17 protein-coding genes are annotated in these 19329 nt (G+C 64.5%); 10 read left to right on the top strand and 7 right to left on the bottom strand.

Annotated features, from left to right (window positions below):
- Positions 1-17: 17 nt before the first annotated feature.
- From ACI48I_RS09935 to ACI48I_RS09920, 4 genes are all read right to left on the bottom strand, one after another.
- Positions 18-2807, bottom strand: a complete 2790-nt coding sequence (locus tag ACI48I_RS09935; RefSeq protein ID WP_498574080.1) for a TonB-dependent receptor domain-containing protein — start codon at positions 2805-2807, stop codon at positions 18-20.
- Positions 2808-3187: 380 nt separating this feature from the next.
- On the bottom strand, positions 3188-4429 hold the full coding sequence (glcF, locus tag ACI48I_RS09930; protein ID WP_498574079.1) for a glycolate oxidase subunit GlcF: 1242 nt from the start codon (positions 4427-4429) through the stop codon (positions 3188-3190).
- A 1-nt stretch (position 4430) separates the two neighbouring features.
- Positions 4431-5474 (bottom strand): glycolate oxidase subunit GlcE, encoded by a 1044-nt coding sequence (glcE, locus tag ACI48I_RS09925; protein ID WP_498574078.1) that lies wholly within the window; start codon positions 5472-5474, stop codon positions 4431-4433.
- Positions 5475-5482: 8 nt separating this feature from the next.
- A complete protein-coding gene (locus ACI48I_RS09920) occupies positions 5483-6964 on the bottom strand; it encodes an FAD-linked oxidase C-terminal domain-containing protein (protein WP_498574077.1) in 1482 nt (493 codons plus the stop codon).
- Positions 6965-7037: 73 nt separating this feature from the next.
- Between ACI48I_RS09920 and ACI48I_RS09915 the strand changes: the two genes are divergently transcribed.
- Positions 7038-7592, top strand: coding sequence for a cob(I)yrinic acid a,c-diamide adenosyltransferase (locus ACI48I_RS09915; protein ID WP_498574076.1), 555 nt, complete (start codon positions 7038-7040; stop codon positions 7590-7592).
- A 9-nt stretch (positions 7593-7601) separates the two neighbouring features.
- The gene (locus ACI48I_RS09910) at positions 7602-8645 is read left to right on the top strand and encodes a rhomboid family intramembrane serine protease (protein WP_498574075.1); all 1044 of its coding nucleotides are present in this window, start codon (positions 7602-7604) and stop codon (positions 8643-8645) included.
- An 87-nt stretch (positions 8646-8732) separates the two neighbouring features.
- Here the strand turns inward: ACI48I_RS09910 and pepA are convergent, their stop codons facing one another.
- Positions 8733-9590 carry a flocculation-associated PEP-CTERM protein PepA gene (pepA, locus tag ACI48I_RS09905; protein ID WP_193687065.1) on the bottom strand — a complete coding sequence of 286 codons (858 nt, stop codon included), beginning with the start codon at positions 9588-9590 and terminating at the stop codon, positions 8733-8735.
- A gap of 411 nt (positions 9591-10001) precedes the next feature.
- Here pepA and ACI48I_RS09900 point away from each other — a divergent pair, with 411 nt between their 5' ends.
- From ACI48I_RS09900 to ACI48I_RS09880, 5 genes are all read left to right on the top strand, one after another.
- Entirely contained in the window at positions 10002-10265 is a 264-nt protein-coding gene (locus ACI48I_RS09900) for a XapX domain-containing protein (RefSeq protein WP_193687066.1), read from the top strand.
- 29 nt (positions 10266-10294) lie between these two features.
- Complete coding sequence (locus ACI48I_RS09895) at positions 10295-10987, top strand: hydrolase (protein WP_498574074.1); 693 nt, start codon at positions 10295-10297, stop codon at positions 10985-10987.
- Between the two features lie 62 nt (positions 10988-11049).
- Positions 11050-12921 carry an amidohydrolase gene (locus tag ACI48I_RS09890; protein ID WP_498574073.1) on the top strand — a complete coding sequence of 624 codons (1872 nt, stop codon included), beginning with the start codon at positions 11050-11052 and terminating at the stop codon, positions 12919-12921.
- Positions 12922-12923: 2 nt separating this feature from the next.
- Positions 12924-13604 (top strand): YoaK family protein, encoded by a 681-nt coding sequence (locus ACI48I_RS09885; RefSeq protein WP_498574072.1) that lies wholly within the window; start codon positions 12924-12926, stop codon positions 13602-13604.
- Positions 13601-14194, top strand: a complete 594-nt coding sequence (locus tag ACI48I_RS09880) for a TMEM175 family protein (RefSeq protein ID WP_193687070.1) — start codon at positions 13601-13603, stop codon at positions 14192-14194. Before ACI48I_RS09885 ends, ACI48I_RS09880 begins: the two co-directional genes overlap by 4 nt.
- Here the strand turns inward: ACI48I_RS09880 and ACI48I_RS09875 are convergent.
- Positions 14189-15070 (bottom strand): DMT family transporter, encoded by an 882-nt coding sequence (locus ACI48I_RS09875; protein WP_498574071.1) that lies wholly within the window; start codon positions 15068-15070, stop codon positions 14189-14191. The two genes, ACI48I_RS09880 and ACI48I_RS09875, sit on opposite strands and share 6 nt — an antisense overlap.
- A 187-nt stretch (positions 15071-15257) precedes the next feature.
- Between ACI48I_RS09875 and ACI48I_RS09870 the strand changes: the two genes are divergently transcribed.
- Positions 15258-16340 carry a DUF3466 family protein gene (locus tag ACI48I_RS09870; protein WP_498574070.1) on the top strand — a complete coding sequence of 361 codons (1083 nt, stop codon included), beginning with the start codon at positions 15258-15260 and terminating at the stop codon, positions 16338-16340.
- A gap of 169 nt (positions 16341-16509) precedes the next feature.
- On the opposite strand, the gene ACI48I_RS09865 is transcribed toward ACI48I_RS09870, so the two are convergent.
- Positions 16510-17193, bottom strand: coding sequence for a FadR/GntR family transcriptional regulator (locus ACI48I_RS09865; RefSeq protein ID WP_498574069.1), 684 nt, complete (start codon positions 17191-17193; stop codon positions 16510-16512).
- Positions 17194-17309: 116 nt separating this feature from the next.
- On the opposite strand from ACI48I_RS09865, the gene ACI48I_RS09860 reads away from it, so the two are divergent.
- Together ACI48I_RS09860 and ACI48I_RS09855 are read left to right on the top strand one after the other, a co-directional pair.
- Positions 17310-18179, top strand: a complete 870-nt coding sequence (locus ACI48I_RS09860) for a fumarylacetoacetate hydrolase family protein (RefSeq protein WP_498574068.1) — start codon at positions 17310-17312, stop codon at positions 18177-18179.
- Between the two features lie 84 nt (positions 18180-18263).
- Positions 18264-19247, top strand: coding sequence for a tripartite tricarboxylate transporter substrate binding protein (locus ACI48I_RS09855; protein WP_498574067.1), 984 nt, complete (start codon positions 18264-18266; stop codon positions 19245-19247).
- Positions 19248-19329: the final 82 nt, after the last annotated feature.

Below are 19329 nucleotides of genomic sequence, written 5' to 3'. Positions count from 1 at the left end.
GTCAAACGCTCAGACGATCAGAAGGTGTAGCTTGCCGCGACGCCGAAAGTACGGAACTGCGGCGAGGTCGTGCGCCAGCCGTCGCGCCACTCGATCGGACGGTCTTCGCCGAACAGGTTGTAGACGTACAGGTTCAGCTTCACGTGCGGAATGCCCGAGTAAGCCAGCGTGTAGTCGACGGTGGTGTTGTGGTCCACACGTTCGCAATCGGCCAGGTTTGCCGCCACCACTTTCTGCGTGGCGCAGTAGGTTGGCTGCAAGATGCTGTTGTTGCTGTAGCCGCTGGCGTAGTTCCAGGTGACGCCGTGGTCGAAGTCGCCCTGCTTCACGTAGGCGCGTGCCTTGACGGTCATGCGCGAACCGAAGTCCCAGGTGCCGACCATGTTGCGGTCGTAGGCATTCGTCGCTTCGCTGAAGGTCTGGTACTTCAGCACATAGGTGCCGTCCAGTTTCAGGCGCACGTCCGTGCCCAGCAGCTTGAAGCGGCCCGACGCATCGAAGTCGATGCCCGAGACGCGCGTCTTGCCGCTGTTGACGTACGGGTTGTAGACCATGCCCAGCTGGCCGACGTTGCCGTAGTTGATGGTGTTGTTCGGCGCGTACTTCTTCACCAGGGCCAGGAACTCGTTGTCGGCGGCGCTGTTGTCGACACGGATCAGCTGGCCGGCAGGCAGGTCCGCCTCGCCTTTCAGGATGTCGGTCGTCGCGCGGGTACCGATCTGGTTACGACGCTCGATGAGGTAGTAATCCATCGCCATCGTCCAGTTCTTGACCGGTTCGAAGACCAGGCCCGCGGTGTACGAACGCGAGGTTTCTGGTTCCAGTTCCGGATTCGAACGCACGAAGCTCGGCAGGTTGCCCACGCATTCCGCGTTGCGGAAGGTGTTGGCCTGCGCCTTGTCGGCGGCGGTGGCGCCGGCGCCTTTTTGCACCAGGTCGTTGAGCTGGTTGGCGATCGGGCAGCGGCGCGGGTCGACGACACTGGTGGCGACCGAGCTGCGGCCCAGGCCGTTACCCGATTCGACGATGTTCGGTGCGCGGAAGCCGCCCGATGCGGTGGCGCGCAGCAGCAGGTTGCTGGCGGCGTTCCAGCGCAGGCCCAGCTTCGGCGACAGGTGCGAGTCGAAGCCGTCGGTCTTGTCGGCACGCAGGGCCGCGCTCAGTTCGACGTTCTTGACGACAGGCACGCTCGCTTCGGAGAAGACCGCGTACTGGTTGACGGTGTCGTCGACCTGCAGGCCGAACACGCCGACCAGCTCGCCGCGCAGGACGTTGTCCGAGCTCTTCATGCGGTAGCCGTTGCTGCGGATGTCGGTACCGACCGCGACTTTCAGCGGACCGGCAGGCAGTTGCATCACGGTACCGTCGATGGTTGCATCGAAGAACTTGATGTGCGCTTCGCCCGACGTGGTACGGACCGGGAACATCGCTTCGAGCAGGGCCGGATCGTTCTGCTGGCCGAACTTGTAGGTGCCGTTGACGATGGCGTTGGTGTAGCCGGTGGCGCTGACGGCGCGGGTGGCTTTCACGGCCGACGATTTCATCGAACCGACGGCCGAACGCCAGTCGAAGCCGCCGATCGTGCCGTCCAGGGTCAGCATGACGCGCGACTGCTCGGCTTCGGTGCGGTTGAAGTTGAAGCCGTTACCGGTGTCCATCATGCGCGCACGGTATTCGGTCGGCACGCTGTACGGATTCATCGGGTGACCGACCGGCAGTTTCGGATACGAGAACGGCCCGACCATCTTGTTGCCGTACACGTCGTACCAGATGCTCGTCGAGCTGGTCGCGCTCTGGTTGCTCACGCTGAACGGCGCGACGATGTATTCGCTGGTCGAGCGGGAGGTCGTCACTTCGAAGTTGGCGTTGATATCCTTGCCGATGCGGAAGTGGGTGTTGCTGGCGATCGCATGGCGCTTGTTGTCGGTGGTCAGGCCGGAGTACGGCAGCGCGTCCCATTTGCACAGCTTGTCGGCCGGGTCGATCGCATCGGCCGGGCAGCCTGGTGCGGCGACGATGTTGGTGCTGCTGCGGAAGTAGTTACCGGTCGGCGAGTAGGAGCTCTTCGCATCCCAGGTCGAGCGGCCCGGGGTCTGGCGGTGCCATTCCGGGTAGTACGGGCGCAGGTCGCCGACGCTGTAGCCGTCGCTCTTGTAGCCTTCGGCGGTGATGTAGGTATTAAAACCCTGCTGTTCGAGGTCGCCGAAACCGACGATCGCCGAGACGTTACGGTTGCGGTTGTCGTGGAAATGCTGGGATTCGGTGTAGCTGCCGCGGATCTTGGCGCCCTGGAAGTCCTTGCGCAGGATGATGTTGACCACGCCGGCGATGGCGTCGGAACCGTAGATGGCCGACGCGCCGTCCTTCAGCACTTCGATGCGCTCGATCGCGTCGCTGGCGATGGCGTCGAGGTTGGTGAAGTTGTCCTGGGCGCCGTCGGACAGGCCGTATTGGGCAATGCGGCGGCCGTTCACCAGGATCAGGGTCGAGACCTTGCCCAGGCCGCGCATGCTGACGGCCGATGAACCGGTGGCGAAGCTGCCCGAGCTGCTCGTGGCCGAGTTCAGGCTGGTGTCGATGGAAGCGGTGCTGGTCAGGATGCCGAGGGCCGTCGTCTGGCCGGTGCGCTCGATATCGTCGCGCGTCAGGACCTGGACCGAGCCCGCAGCTTCCGCCTGGGTGCGCTTGATGCTACTGCCGGTAACGACCACGCGCTGCATCTGGGCGGCCGGTTCGGCCGCCTGCTGGGCGTTGGAAAAGGCCGGATAGGCCAGGGTCAGCGCCAATGCGATTGCGCTTTTATTCAAAGTACTCTTGTGCTTCAAAACCACTCCCACTAGTCAATTTATTTTAACAACACACATCATTCACCACAGTTACACGTGAACCAGGACGATGACGCGGAGAAATACTGTTGCACAACATTGACCAACGGCAAAGTTACGAATCACTAATTATTTCTTTTGTGTTAAACAATGTGACTTCCGTCGCTTTTTCGATACATTACGTTACTTTCAAGTAACATGAGCGAAACATGGAAGGGTAGCGGAGTTGCGCACGCGTTGGAATGAATACCCTTTATCGGTGCGATAAAGAGAATGCGCAGCCGTGCCTGTACCGCCAAGGCGACCGCACACTGCACGAAGGTAAGGGTTGGCAATCGCCTGTGGCCAGGCGGCCGCGCCGGTCAGGCCGGCGCGCGCTCCTGCAAGGCCCGATCGACCAGCTCGATCCAGTGCGTGACGGGCGTATCGGTCCCCGACTGCAGATGCGTCATGCACCCGATATTCGCCGACACGATCTCCTTCGCGCCGGTCGCCTCGAGCTTGGCCAGCTTGCGGTCGCGCAGTTCGTGGGCGATCTGCGGGTGCAGCACGGAATAGGTACCGGCCGAGCCGCAGCACAGGTGGCTGTCGGCGCACAGCACGACGTCGACGCCGGCCGCGCGCAGCACGCCTTCGACCTTGCCGCGGATTTGCTGGCCGTGCTGCAGCGTGCACGGCGGGTGGAAGGCGACACGTTCCGTGATCTTGCCGCGCAGGGCCACGGCAAGCTGCTCTTCGAACTCCGGCATGATTTCCGACAGGTCGCGCGTCAGCATCGAGATGCGCCCTGCTTTCGCCGCATACTCCGGATCGTGCGCCAGCAGGTGGCCGTATTCCTTGACCGTCACGCCGCAGCCGGAAGCCGTCATCACGATCGCCTCGATTTCTTCGCGCTCGACATGGGGCCACCAGGCGTCGATGTTGCGGCGCATGTCGTCCAGCCCCGCTTCCTGGTCGTTCAGGTGATAGCGCACGGCGCCGCAGCACCCGGCCTTCGGCGCCACAAGCAGTTGCACCCCGAGCGCATCGAGCACGCGCGCGGTGGCCGCGTTGATGTTCGGGGCCATCGCCGGCTGCACGCAGCCCTCCAGCACCAGCATCTTGCGCGCGTGGGCGCGGGTCGGCCAGTGGCCGGCATGGCGCGGACGCTGCACCTTGTCCTGCATGTCCTTCGACAGCAGCGGCCGCAGCGCGGTGCCGACGCCGTAGGCCGGCTTGAACAGGCTCGTTCGCGGCAGGAATTCCTTGAGCATCGTGCGCTTGATGCGGTCAGCAGCGGGACGCGGCACGCGCTCCTCGACCACGCGGCGGCCGATGTCGACCAGGCGCCCGTACTTGACGCCCGACGGACAGGTCGTTTCGCAGTTGCGGCAGGTGAGGCAGCGGTCCAGGTGCAGTTGGGTCTTACGCGTCGGTTCCGCGCCTTCCAGCACCTGCTTGATCAGGTAGATGCGCCCGCGTGGTCCATCGAGTTCGTCGCCCAGCAGCTGGTAGGTCGGGCAGGTGGCGGTGCAGAAGCCGCAGTGCACGCAGGCGCGCAGGATCGCTTCGGCCTCGTTGCCTTCCGCGGTGCCTTTTATAAAATCGGCCAGATTGGTTTGCATGCTATGACATCCGTCCAGGATTAAAAATGTGCGCGGGGTCGAAGGCCGTTTTCAGGCGCTCGTGGATGCGCGCCACGGCCGGCGCGAGCGGCTGGAACACGCCAACGGCCTTGTCGCCGCCGCGGAACAGGGTCGCGTGGCCGCCGGCCGCGCGCACCGCGCTGCGGATGGTCTCGGCGTCGCCGGAATCCGCGCGCAGCCAGCGCTGCGCCCCGCCCCACTCGATCAGCTGCTCGCCGTTCAGCACGATGGCGCCGGTCGTCGAGGGCACGGACAGGCGCCACACCGGCGCGTCGCCGGCGAAAAAGGCGTGGCGCTGTTCGCGCAGGTCGGTCCAGAGACCGGCGGCGTCGCCGACTACCTGCCCGCCCAGCGATTTTACCGCCGCGTCCACGGCCGCCCGCGCGCCCGACAGGCGCAGCGCCAGCACGCCCCGGTGCCAGCAGCTGGCCGATACCGGCAGCGGCTGCCCGCCCCAGACGTTGAGCATGCGGATCGCCTCGATCTCGTTCGCCTCGAAGCGCAGCGTGGCTTCAGCGAAGCTGCGCGGCAGCACCTTCACCGACAGTTCCGTGATCAGCCCGAGCGTGCCGAGCGACCCGGCCAGCAGGCGCGAAACGTCGTAGCCGGCCACGTTCTTCATGACCTGGCCGCCGAAGTTGAGGAGGTCTCCCTTGCCGTCCATCAGCTGGGCGCCCAGCACGAAGTCGCGCACGCCGCCGCTGTTGGCGCGGCGCGGGCCGGACAGGCCGGCCGCGATCGCTCCGCCGAAGGTGGCGCCTGGACCGAAATGCGGCGGCTCGAAGGCCAGCATCTGGTTCTGCTGCGCCAGCACGGCTTCGATCTCGGCCAGGGGCGTGCCGCAGCGCGCCGTGATCACCAGTTCGGTCGGCTCGTAGTCGACGATACCCGTGTGGCCGCGCGTGTCGAGGATCTCGCCTTGCAGCAACCCGCCGTACCAGTCCTTGGTGCCGCCGCCGCGGATGCGCAGCGCTTGTTGCCGAGCCGCGGCCGCGCGGATCTGGTCCCTGAATTGTTCGATCATTTTTTAGATTAAAACCGCGGGAGTTCGGGGAACGGCACAGCGCCGTGGTGCACATGCAGCTTGCCGAATTCGGCGCAGCGGTGCGGGGTCGGGATCGCCTTGTCGGGATTGAGCAGCATCGGCACGTCGAAAGCGCGTTTGACGGCGAAGAAGGCGTCGAGTTCCGCCCGCTCGAACTGCACGCACATCGAATTGATCTTCTCCATGCCCACGCCATGCTCGCCGGTGATGGTGCCGCCCACTTCCACGCACAGCGCCAGGATGGCGGCGCCGAAGGCTTCGGCGCGTTCGAATTCGCCCGGCTGGTTGGCATCGAACAGGATCAGGGGATGCAGGTTGCCGTCGCCCGCGTGGAACACGTTGGCGCAGCGCAGGCCATAGGTCGTTTCCATCTGCTCGATCCCGGTCAGCACCTGCGCCAGGTGTTTACGCGGGATGGTGCCGTCCATGCAGTAGTAATCGGGCGAGATGCGTCCCGCCGCCGGGAAGGCGTTCTTGCGGCCGGACCAGAATTTCATGCGCTCGGCTTCGGTCTGCGACACCGCGATCGCACTGGCGCCGGCCGCTTCCAGCACCTGCGTCATGCGTTCGATTTCCTCGGCCACCTCGAGCGGCGTGCCGTCGGCCTCGTACAGCAGGATGGCGGCAGCGTCGGTGTCGTAGCCGGCGTGCACGAAGGGTTCGACCATGCGCGCCGAGGTGCGGTCCATCATTTCCAGTCCCGCCGGGATGATGCCGGCCGCGATCACGCTGGCCACCGCATTGCCGCCGGTAACGACATCGTTGAACGAGGCCATGATCACCTGGGCCGCCGCCGGCTTCGGCACCAGTTTCACCGTCACTTCGGTGACGATGCCGAGCATGCCTTCCGAACCGATGAAGACGGCGAGCAGATCCAGGCCCGGCGCGTCCAGCGCTTCGCTGCCCAGCTCGATGATCTCGCCCTCGATGGTCGCCACCCGCACGCGCAGCACGTTGTGGACCGTCAGGCCGTATTTCAGGCAGTGCACGCCGCCCGAGTTCTCGGCCACGTTGCCGCCGATGGTGCAGGCGATCTGCGAGGACGGGTCCGGCGCGTAGTACAGGCCGTACTGGGCCGCCACTTCCGAGATCGCGAGATTGCGCACCCCGGGCTGGACCACGGCCGTGCGCGCGTAATCGTCGACCCGCACGATGCGGTTCAGGCGCGCCGTCGACAGCACGACGCCATCAATGATCGGCAGCGCCCCGCCGGACAAGCCCGTCCCGGCGCCGCGCGGCACGATCGGCACGTTCAGCTCGCGGCAGACGTCCAGGACCGCCAGCACCTGCTCCTCGTTGGTGGGCAGGGTGACGATCATCGGCAGCTGGCGGTAGGCCGCCAGGCCGTCGCATTCGTAGGGACGCGTGTCTTCCGGATCGGACAGGACGGCGCCAATCGGCAACCGTGCACGCAGGGCCGCCGCGACCTGCTCGCGGCGCTCGTGGGGGACGTGGAGAGGGGCGGACATGACGTCGATTGTAGGCCACAATCACATCGATTTGTCGTATGCTCGGGCTATCTTTTTTCAGGGGCAGCACATCATGGGTAATCGACTCTCCAAAATTGCCACGCGCACCGGCGACGACGGCAGCACCGGCCTCGGCGACGGCAGCCGCACCGGCAAGGACAGCGCCCGCATCCATGCCCTGGGCGAGGTGGACGAACTCAATTCCTTCGTCGGCCTGCTGCTGTGCGAGGACATGCCGGCGGACCTGCGCGAAGAACTGGTGTCGATCCAGCACGACCTGTTCGACCTCGGCGGGGAATTGTGCATTCCCGGCTACCAGATGATCAAGGACGAGCACGTCGCACGCCTGGACGGCCTGCTTGAAAAATACAATGCCGACCTGCCGGTGTTGAAGGAATTCATCCTGCCGGCTGGCTCGCGCGCGGCCTCGACCGCCCACGTCTGCCGCACGGTCTGCCGCCGCGCCGAGCGCGCCATCGTCGCGTTATCGAAGGAAGACACGATCAACCCGCAGCCGCGCCAGTACGTGAACCGCCTGTCGGACCTGATGTTCGTGCTGGCGCGCGTGCTGAACCGTTTTGCAGGCGGCAGCGACGTGCTCTGGAACCACGAGCGCCAGCGCGGCTGAAGGGTGACGATGACGGGTAGTACGCTGTTCGACGTCCGTTTCTACACGGCCGGGTCCAAATGGCCGACCAACCCCTTCCGCCTGCGCGGCAAGGGAACCCTCGAGGTGCAGGACGATTTCCTGATCATCCGCGGAACCAGCCAGCGCTCGTTCCGCATGCCGAAGCGCGAGGAGCATCGCCTGCGCCGCGTCGACATCGTCAACGCCTGGGCCAGCGGCCAGGACGTCCGGTTCGACGAGCTCGGCGTGAAGGGCGACAGGACGATCGGCTTCAGTGTCGCGGACCGCGAGACGGCCGCGCGCATCGTCGCCCTGCTCCCCACGCGCCAGACCGAGCAATTCGTGCAGGAGCACGAGGAAAACGAGGTCTTCCACGACCGCATCGACTACTGGAGCCCGTCGACGCCCGCGATCTGGGGCCTGCTCGCGGCGAACATCGGCATTTTCGCGTTGATGTGGCTGGCGCGGCAGAAATACCAGGCGGCGCTCGAGGGACCACTGCGCCAGCTGTTCGCGCTGAACCCGACCGTCTCGGCCATCCTGCACGCCCAGCAGCTGGTGGAATGGGGCTCGAACGTCGGCCGCCTGACGCGCGGCGGCCAATGGTGGCGCCTGGTCAGCTCGATGTTCCTGCACGGGAGTATCTGGCACCTGGGCTTCAACATGCTGGCGCTGTGGCAGGTCGGCAGGCTCACCGAACGGATCTTCGGCAGCCCCCGTTTCGTGGCCCTGTATTTCCTGGCCGGCGTGTCGGGCAGCCTGGCCAGCGTGCTGTGGAATCCGCACGTGAACAGCGTCGGCGCCTCGGGCGCGATCTTTGGCGTCATCGGCGGCCTGCTCGCCTTCCTCGGCCGTCCGAACAGCGGCGTGCCACCGACCGTCGTGTCGGAACTGCGTTCGTCGCTGGTACCGTTTTTACTGTTCAGTTTATGGATGGGCTTCGTGTATCCGCATACCGATAACGCGGCGCACATCGGCGGCCTGGTCGGCGGCTGGCTGGCGGGACATTTATTGGCGCGGTCGATTCATTTGCCGGAGCAGCAGCGGGCCTGAACGGGGCGGCTTTGCCAACCAATAAGAGCGAAAAAAAGAGCGGGCAAGCCCGCTCTTTTTTATTACGACAAGACCGACATCACCCGATTACACCTTGCTGGCGCGCTTGCGGGTGGCGAATCCGGCACCCAGCATGGCGATGCCGAACAGGGCCAGCGAACCTGGCTCCGGCACTTCCGCCAGCTTGAGTTGACCGTTTCCGCCAATGAAGAAGTACTGGCCAGGCGAATTCGCGTAAGCCGTACCGTTGCAGCCCGCACCGGTGAAGCCCGAGTACTGGCAAGCCACTTCATTGACCAGCGTGGAAGTCGGATTGGCAATCGTGTTCGCGTTGGTGAAGGCGAAGGCCATGATCGACTCGGTCGACAGGTCCTGGCCGTTTTCACGGAAGAAGTAGCCCGCATCCAGCGCACCGGCCTCGGCCCGTGCAAGCACGGTCACCTGGCCGTTATTGGTCGGCGAACCGCTGGCATCGACCAGGCCGCCGCCGCCCGCCATCACGCTGAACTCGGCGATCAGGTTGCCCTGGTCGGCGCCATAGATACCGGCCGTCGTGCCGTACTGGTTGGTGGTGTTCTGGTAGATGCGGATGGTGCCGCCGCTGAAGGTGAAGGCGCCACCGAAGCTACCGGTGCCGGTCGCCTGGAAGGTTGCGCTGATGTTGCCACCTGGGTAGTTCACTGGGAACAGCTGGTTGTTGCTGTCGGCCTGGACGATATTGAACACCCCATGCTCGGAGAACGAGAAGCTGGAGCCACCGGACGGGTTGATCTGGATGAAGGCATTGCCGTTCACGTCCAGGTATTCGTTGATGGTCTGCCCGCTGGCGAAGCCGCCGCCGGTCGGATTGAATACCCAGTCGTTCAGGACGGTGGCGGCGTTGGCGCCCCCAGCCATGGTCATTGCAACAGCGGTAGCACAAGCCAGTTTCTTCAGAAATTTCATGATCGTCATCCTCATCGGTGGTTGATAGGCAGACAGCACTTCAGTACTAGCATCAGCCGTGCCAGCGTATTGACGACCTTACAGATCAATGACTTACGATTTTTTGTTAACTCATCAATAAGAAAAATGTAAAGAAAACCGACGCTTCTCGCGCGAAATTTTTCATTCCTTCAGGCAGCAATACGCCTCCTGCCTGTACCGTTTTCAGCCCGCCACAGCGACATTCGAAAATTTCGATTGTATGTCCGCAAATATTCCGTTTTTCAGCCCCGCTTTCGTTCCGCATAATGCATTCATCGCATCGAAACACGACGAGAGCCAGGAGGCGAACGCTGTCCTGAAGCTTCGAAGCATTCGATGATCTCGACAGCGATGCCGGCCGGTCGCCCACGGTAGAAGGAGGAACGAACGATGTATTTGATTTCCCTGGGGGCCGGCATCCTGGCCGGCCTGCTCTACGGCCTGATCAACGTGCGTTCGCCGGCGCCGCCGGCCATTGCCCTGATCGGTTTGCTGGGCATGCTGGTCGGCGAGCAGATCGTGCCGGTGGCGAAACGCGTGATCGACGGCGCACCGCTCACGAAAGCCTGGTTCGCCAGCGAATGCAAGCCGAAGATCACCGGCATCCAGCACGATGCCAAAAAAGAAGCCGCCGGCGATTCCCGCCACGGCTAACCTGCACTGATGACGACAAGGAGCACAGCATGAACAACCCGAAACTCGAAGTCCTGACCCCACACAACTCGCAACTGATCATCATCGACCACCAGCCGCAGATGGCCTTCGGTGTGCAATCGATCGACCGCCAGACTCTGAAAAACAACGTGGTCGGCCTGGCCAAGGCGGCCAGGGCTTTCGGTATCCCGACCGTGATCACCACGGTGGAGAGCGACTCGTTTTCGGGCCGCACCTATCCGGAAATCCTGGACGTGTTCCCGGACCACCCGATCCTCGAGCGCACCTCGATGAATTCCTGGGACGACCAGAAAGTACGGGACGCGCTGGCGGCAAACGGCCGCAAGAAGATCATCGTGGCCGGCCTCTGGACCGAAGTGTGCAACACCACCTTTGCCCTGTCGGCCATGCTGGAGGGCGAGTACGAGATCTACATGGTGGCCGACGCCTCGGGCGGCACCTCGAAGGACGCCCACGATTTCGCGATGCAGCGCATGGTGCAGGCCGGCGTGGTCCCGGTGACCTGGCAGCAGGTGCTGCTCGAGTGGCAGCGCGACTGGAAGAACCGCGACACCTACGATGCCGTGATGAAGATCGTCACCGAGCACTCGGGCGCCTACGGCATGGGTGTCGACTATGCTTACACGATGGTGCACAAGGCCGCCGCCCGCAACCAGGGAAATAACGAAGTGCTGGCGCCCGTCCCCGCGCCGGTCCGCTGAAGCGCCACCCACTCACCCGGTCCGCCGCGGCGGACCGGGTCCACCATCCACGGAGCAGAACCATGAACGCACAGTCCACCCAGGCCGCAGCGCCCCTCATCCTCATCAACGGCAACTTCGCCACCCTCGACCGTGCGCGGCCGCAGGCGAGCGCCGTGGCGATCCAGGACGGACGCTTCCTCGCCGTCGGCGACATCGAACACGTGATGCGCTACCGCGAAGCGGGCAGCCAGGTCATCGACCTGAACGGGCGCACCGCGATTCCCGGCCTGAACGACTCGCACATTCACCTGATCCGCGGTGGACTGAACTACAACCTGGAACTGCGCTGGGAAGGCGTACCCTCCCTTGGCGACGCGCTGCGCATGCTGAAGGAGCAGGCCGAGCGCACCCCGCATCCGCAATGGGTGCGCGTGGTCGGCGGCTGGAGCGAATTCCAGTTCGCCGAACGCCGCATGCCGACGCTCGAGGAAATCAACGCCGCCGCGCCCGATACCCCTGTCTTCATCCTGCACCTGTACGATCGCGCCCTGCTCAACCGCGCCGCCCTGCGCGCCGTCGGCTACACGAAAGACACGCCGAACCCGCCGGGCGGCGAGATCCAGCGCGACGCCCTGGGGAACCCGACCGGCATGCTGATCGCGCGTCCGAACGCAATGATTTTGTATGCGACCCTGGCAAAGGGACCGACCCTGCCCATCGACCTGCAGGTGAATTCCACCCGCCAGTTCATGCGCGAATTGAACCGCCTCGGCCTGACGAGCGCGATCGACGCCGGCGGCGGCTTCCAGAACTACCCGGACGATTACGCCGTCATCGAAGAACTCGACCGGAATAAACAGCTGACCATCCGCGTCGCCTACAACCTCTTCACCCAGAACAAGGGACGGGAGCTGGAAGACTTCCAGCGCTGGACCGGCATGGTGAAACCGGGCGAAGGCAGCGATTACTACCGCCACAATGGCGCCGGCGAGATGCTGGTGTTCTCGGCCGCCGACTTCGAGGATTTTCTCGAACCGCGTCCGGAACTGGCGGCCGGCATGGAAGACGAACTGGAAAAAGTGGTGCGCCACCTGGTCGAGAACCGCTGGCCGTTCCGCCTGCATGCGACCTACGACGAATCGATCACGCGCATGCTCGACGTCTTCGAGAAGGTGAATCGCGAGATCCCCTTCAATGGCCTGCACTGGATGTTCGATCACTGCGAGACCATCAGCGAGCGCAATATCGAACGCGTCAAAGTGCTCGGCGGCGGCATCGCCATCCAGCACCGCATGGCCTTCCAGGGCGAGTATTTCGTCGACCGCTACGGCAGGCAGGCAGCGAGTGCGACGCCGCCGGTCAGGCAGATGCTGGCGAGCGGCGTGCCGGTGGGCGCCGGCACCGACGCCACCCGCGTGGCCAGCTACAACCCCTGGACCGCGCTGTACTGGCTGGTATCCGGGCGCACCGTGGGCGGCCTGCCGCTGTACGGAGACAAGGGCCTGCTCGAGCGCAGCGTCGCCCTTGAACTGTGGACCTCGGGCAGCGCCTGGTTCTCGAACGAGCAGGGCCGCAAGGGCAGGATCCAGGAAGGCATGCTGGCCGATCTCGCCGTACTGTCGCAGGACTTTTTCACGGTGGACGACGAGACCATCAAATCGATCGAATCGGTGCTGACGGTGGTGGGCGGGAATGTGGTGTACGGCGCCGCCGAGTTCACCAGCCTGGGGCCGCCGCCGATTCCGGTGCTGCCCGAGTGGTCGCCGGCGCGATCGGTGCCGGGACACTGGCGCAAGGCGGCCCCGCAAGCGCAAGCCGCCCTGCCCCACCAGTGCAGCGGCCCTTGCGGCGTGCACGCCCATCGCCACGACCGGGCCCGCAAGTCGACCGTTCCCGTGTCGGACTTGGGCGGCTTCTGGGGTGCCTTCGGCTGCAGCTGCTTCGCGTTCTGATCATGAAGAGCGCACAATTCCAACGGCTGCAGGGTGTCGGCATGGGCTTCCTGGCCGGCTATGTCGACACCCTCGGCTTCATCGCCCTGTTCGGCCTGTTTACCGCCCACGTCACCGGCAACTTCGTCCTGATCGCGGCGGCCCTGGCCGATCCGGCGCAGACGCCCTCGCTGCTGAAACTGCTCGCCTTCCCGGCCTTTATCCTCGGCGTGGCCGCGGCAAGGCTGCTGGCGGCGGGCTGCGAGCGGCGCGGTGCGCCTGCCGTCAAGCCGGTCTACCTGCTGCAGCTGGTGCTGCTGGTCGGCTTCATGGTGTGCGGCATGCTGGCCGAGCCGGTTGGCCGCAAGGTCGCGCCGCTGGCCTTCGCCGCCGGCCTGCTAGGGGCGGCAGCGATGGGCGCGCACAGCGCGGCCAGTAAGCTGCTGCTGACCAATCTGGCCCCGACCTCGATGATGACCGGGAACGTCACCCAGCTCGTGATCGACACCGTCGACCGCCTGCGGGGCGCGGCCGACGCGGCAACCAGGGCGCGCTGCGCCAAGTTCTTCTGGCCGGTGCTCGCCTTTGCCCTGGGCTGCGCGGCGGCGGCCTTCGCCTTTCGCGCCTTCGGATTCGTCGCACTGGCGGTGCCGGTGGCGATCCTGTGCTGGCACTTGTCGTTGAACGAACCGGAGGAAAAATGAACAAGAACCGCCTGGAGGCCTTCAGCGACGGCGTGATCGCCATCATCATCACGATCATGGTGCTGGAACTTAAAGTTCCGCACCACCCGGACTTCAGCGCCCTGCTGCCGCTGTGGCCCGTCTTCATGAGCTATGTGCTCAGCTTCATCTATGTCGGCATCTACTGGAACAACCACCATCACCTGATGCACGCGGTGAAGGAAGTGAACGGTGGCGTGTTGTGGGCCAACCTGCACTTGCTGTTCTGGCTGTCGCTGATCCCCTTCGTCACCGGCTGGATGGGAGAAAACCATTTCGAGACCGGGCCGATCGTCGCCTATGGCTTCGTGCTGTTCATGTGTGCGGTGGCGTATTCGATCCTGATCGGCCGCCTGCTCGCCCACCACGGCAAGAATACGACCCTGGCAGAAGCCATCGGCAGCGACCGCAAAGGCAAGATCTCGATCGTGCTCTACCTGCTCGGCATCGCGCTGGCCTGGTTCGCGGCCTGGCTGGGCTTCCTGGTGTATGTCGGCGTGGCGGTGATGTGGCTGATACCGGATCGCCGGATCGAGCAGAAGGTGGTCGAGGAGGAAGCGGCAAGGCTATGACCTGGACGGCCGCAGCGCCAGGGCGACCCCGGCGAACGTCAGGGTCATCGCCACGAACTCTTTCGTGCCGAGCGCTTCGCCAAGGCTGAAGGCGGCCGCCAGCACGCCGACCACCGGGGTCAACAGGGTGGCAATGGAGGCCAGGGCGGGCGGCAGACGGCGCAGGGCCGCGAACCAGGTGACGTAGCACAGGCCCATCGGCACCAGCGTCATGTACACCATGACCGCCAATCCCTTGCCGCTCAGCGCATGCGGATCCGGATGCTCGACCAGCAGGCCGAACAGGACCATGGGCAGGCAGCCCAGTGCAAGCTGCCATGCGACCGAGGCCAGCGGCGCAATCGGAAGCGGCTTGAGGACGATGGTCCCCAATGCAAACAGCAAGGCCGCGCCCAGCGCGAACAGCACGCCAGGAAGCTGATCCGGCCGGATGCCGCTGTCCGCGCCTGCGAACAGCAAGGCAATCCCCGACAGGCAGAGCACCAGCCCGGCCAGGCTCGCGGCAGCCGGCCTCCTGCCAAGCACCGGCCAGGCCAGCAAGGTCGCCCAGACCGGCATCGTATAGACCAGCAGCGCGCCCTGCCCTGCAGTGAGCCAGCGGATGGACAGCGTCGCGAATCCCATCCAGGCAAAGATGTTGAGGAAGGCGGCCAGCGCCAGTTTGCCCCACAGGGCGCGCGGCACCCTCAGGCTTTGGCCTGCCTTGAAGGCGACCAGGGCGATCAGGAGCGCGGCGCACAGTCCCGCGCTTCCACGGGCGAACAGGGGCGGCCACTCCTTCAGCAGGAACTTCATCGCCGGCCAGTTCAGGCCCCATCCGACCGAGGTCACGAGCAGGCACAGCAGGCCGATGGAGCGTGCGTTCGAAGTGGTCACGGCGGGCGGCTCATCCGATGATCGAAAGCCAGATCTTACTCCTGGCTCGTTGATACAAGTCAATCTGCTCGGAAACCTTGTTATGACATAAATGTTATCAGTTAAATAATGATGACGATGGGTGGCGGCTCAGTATGCTGCTGTCTGCGACGTTGGGCCGCACCCCCAAGACGAATATGGAGTCTTTATGTCATCTCTGAAACTTGCAATCATGCCGGCCCTGCTGATCGTGGCACTCGGCGCGTCGGCCGCTGCCAATGCGGAAGTGAAATATACGCTCACCCACCTGAAGCCCAGCTGCGACGGGAGCGTGATCCCGATTGCCATGAACAACCGGGGCCAGGTGCTTGCGTCCGTTTATCCCGTTGCTTCACCCAGAAGCTCCCGCCCTGTGATGTGGAGTGCCGGCGTGCCACGCGACCTCAACATCGGTGAGGCGGGCGAACTGATCCCGGTCGCCATCAACGATGCAGGTACCGTCGCCCTGAACCGTGCCAGCGATGGGGCCGCTTTCCTCGTCCAGGCGGCGCGGTCCTTGCACATGCTCGGGCGCGTGATGGCAACCCAGCAGAATACGCGCGTCACCGCCATCAACCGCTATAACCAGGTTGCGGGCTATTTCGAAGACCTCAATGTCCGGGTGGACCAGCCGGAAAACACCCCGAGCTATTCGTTCGCCGGCGCGGCGCGCAACGAAAAGATCATCAGCGGGCTGCCGGCTTCCAGCAATGCGACCTCCATCAACGACGCAGGCCAGGTCGTGGGTTACATGAACATCGCCGCCGACCAGTTTCGCACCGTCAACCATACCTTCCTGTACGCGAACGGCCGCGTGACCGACCTGGGCTCCCTGAACGGTGCGCAGGGCAGCAGCGTCCCCGCAAAGATCAACAACCACGGCGTGGTGGTCGGCTACTCGACCGTGAAGGACAAGTACGGCACCAATGCCTTCGCCTGGGCCGGCGGACAGATGTACGACCTCGGTGCGCTGGTCTCGTGGGGCACCAGTGCGGCGAAAGACGTCAACGACGCCGGCGACGTGGTCGGGACCAGCCAGGCGATGCACACCGGCGCCCCAAGCCTGAATGCCGCCTTCATCCGTCCCCGCACCGGCGTCATGCAGGACCTGAACACGCTGATCGACCCGGCTTCCGGCTGGTACCTGGCGGAAGCGGTCGCCATCAACGACAAGGGGCAGATCCTGGTTCGTGGCTACAAGCGCGAACGGAACGAGTGGCAGTCGGGCGCGGTCCTGCTGACGCCGCGCTGATTGGCGCCCATGGGCAGCCTGGCCGGCAGCAACCTCGACCGAACACCGCAGCGGTCACAGGCAAGGGTGACCGCTGCAAACGGGGAAATCGCATGGTTCCCCGGTCGTCGCTACCGCGCAGCTGCCTGTGATCGTGGCGGCACTGCCGGCAGGCCGATGTCTGCCTGTCCTAATACCCGAGCAGGTTGTGTCGGATATGCACCAAATGCTCCATGATCAGCCCCCGCGCGCCCTCCTCGTCGCGGTCCTTCAGCGCATTCACCAGCGCGCGGTGTTCGAGCTCGTAGGCCCGGCGCCGCTCCGGCGTCAGGCTCCGCATTTTCAGGGCGCCCCAGTCGCCCTGCTCGCGCACCCGGTTCATCAGCTGGAACACCTGCTTGATGAAGGTGTTGTGGGTGGCATCCGCAATTGCCTGGTGCAGCGCGCCGTCCCACACCTCGAACTCCTGCATCGAGCCGGCGTTCTCGGCGCGCGTGCAGCACTCTTCCATGCGCAGGAAATCGGCGCTGGTGCCGTTGCGCACGATGAGGTTCGCGATCATCGGTTCGATGATGATGCGCGCCTCCATCAATTCCGCCGGGCTGGTGTGCATGCCGGACGCTTCGCTGTCGTCGGCCTCCAGCAAGGCCGCGGCTTCCTTCGACACATAGGTGCCGCTGCCGACCAGCTGCGTGATCAGCCCGCGCTCCTTGGCTTCCGCCAGGATCTGGCGTACCCCCGCGCGGCCGATCTGGTAGGTCTCGCTCAGTTCGCGTTCGGTCGGAAGTTTGTCGCCGGCGCGCCAGTGCCCGGAGCGCATGTTCGCCAGTAGTGCGGTACGGAGCGCGGCGGCACCGTTCTGGTTTTTCATCATTCAGCTTTCAACGGAAATTGGTTGGATTTTAAACCAATTTTGCCTTTGACTGGCGTCTTCACCTGAGGTAAATTGGTTTTAGAGACAAACCATTTAAAACCAAAGCAAGGACGACAATGCGCATTGCCACCATCGAAGTCCAGTCCTCGTCGCGCGTAGTCATCGTCGACGATGCTGGCGAACACTACTGGGATATCGCCGACCTCGTTCCGGGGTTCACGGGCGACATGCTGGACCTGATCAAGGCCGTTCCGGAGCCGGCAAGCCAGCTGGTACCGAACGGCCCCGGGCGGCCACTGGCGCAGGCCCGGCTCAAGGCGCCGCTGGGCCGCACCGATCGCAACCTCTTTTTGGTCGGGAAAAACTATCACGAACATGCCAAGGAATTCAGCGGCTCCGGCTTCGACTCGTCGGCCCAGGTCGTGCCCTCGGCGCCGAACGTGTTCACCAAACCGGCCAGCACCATCGTCGGGCCTGGCGACGACATCCTGTCCCATCCGGAAGTGACGCAGCAGATGGATTACGAGGCGGAGCTGGCCGTCATCATCGGCAAGGGCGGGCGCGGCATCCGCAAGGAAGACGCCTACGCGCACATCTGGGGCTATACGATCGTCAACGACGTGACCGCGCGCGACCTGCAGAAGCTGCACGGCCAGTGGTTCATGGGTAAATCCCTGGACACCTTCTGCCCGATGGGCCCGTGGATCGTCAGCGCCGACGCGATCGATCCGGAAAACACGCGCGTCCAGTGCTGGGTCAACGGCGAGCTGCGCCAGGATGCCAACACGGCCGACCTGATCTTCGACATTCCGACCCTGATCGCCACCATCTCGGCCGGGATCGCACTGCGGCCGGGCGACGTCATCGTCACCGGCACGCCAGTCGGCGTCGGCATCGGCTTCAAGCCGCCGAAATTCCTCAAGGCCGGGGACGAAGTGCGCATTGCGATCGAGGGCATCGGCACGATCGAGAACCGGGTCCGCTGACGGGACCACGGCAGCATCCATGCATTGCAGCCCGGCGCGGCTGCGCATTTGCCACATCATCACCACATCCATAGCGAGAGCACGATGAACATGCACTTCCTGAAAACGCCCGTCCTGGCCGTGGGCCTGATTTGCAGCGTCTTTTCCAGCCTGGCCGGCGCAGCCGATGTCTATCCCAATAAAGTCATCACGATGGTCGTCCCCTTCCCGCCCGGCGGGGTCGCCGATACCGTGGCGCGTCCGGTAGCGGCAGCCATGGAAAAGCACCTGAAGGGCAGCATCATCATCGAAAACAAGGGTGGCGCCGGCGGCGCGATCGGTATGGGGCAAGTGGCGCGGGCGGCGCCGGACGGCTATACGGTCCTGATGGCGCTGTCCTCGATTTCGATCATTCCGGAAGCCGACAAGGTCACCGGGCGCAAGCCGCTGTACCAGATGGCGCAGCTGAAACCCATCGCCCGCTTTACCGCCGACCCGACCGTGCTGGTGGTGCGCGCCGACAGTCCCTGGAAAACGCTCCCCGAATTCGTCGCCGCCGTGCGCAGCAAACCCGGCGAATACAGTTTCGGCTCGTCGGGCAATTACGGAACCATGCACGTGCCGATGGAAATGCTGAAGCACGAGGCAAAACTGCACCTTCTCCACGTTCCCTACACCGGCGCGGCACCGGCCGTCATCGCCCTGCTCGGCGGCCAGGTGACTGCCCTGTCGACGGGACCTGCCAGCGTGGCACAGCACGTCAAGGCCGGCAAGCTGCGCGTGCTGGCGCACTGGGGCAGCGAGCCGCTGGCCGCCTTCCCGGGCGTGCCGAGCCTGAAGGAAGCGGGTCATCCGGTCGAGTTCGCGCAGTGGTCGGGGCTGTTCGTGCCAAGCGATACGCCGGAACCGGTGGTTGCCAAACTGCGCGAGGCGGCGCGTGCGGCTGCCAACGATCCGCAGGTGCGCCAGGTCATCGCCGGAGCCGGCAGTCCGATCCAGTATCTCGATACGCCGGAGTTCCAGGCGTATATCGCCGAGGATGCGAAGAAGCTCAAGGAGGCGGTGCAGAAGATCGGGAAGGTGGAGTAGTTTGTAAACCGCAAGCTCTTGATCTCGACCGGATAGCCGCGCACTGTAGGGTGGGCACTCGTGCCCACGCGTTCGTGCCGAT

Source organism: Massilia sp. LXY-5 (assembly GCF_059801075.1).
This window is presented reverse-complemented; position numbering and strand designations above follow the sequence as displayed.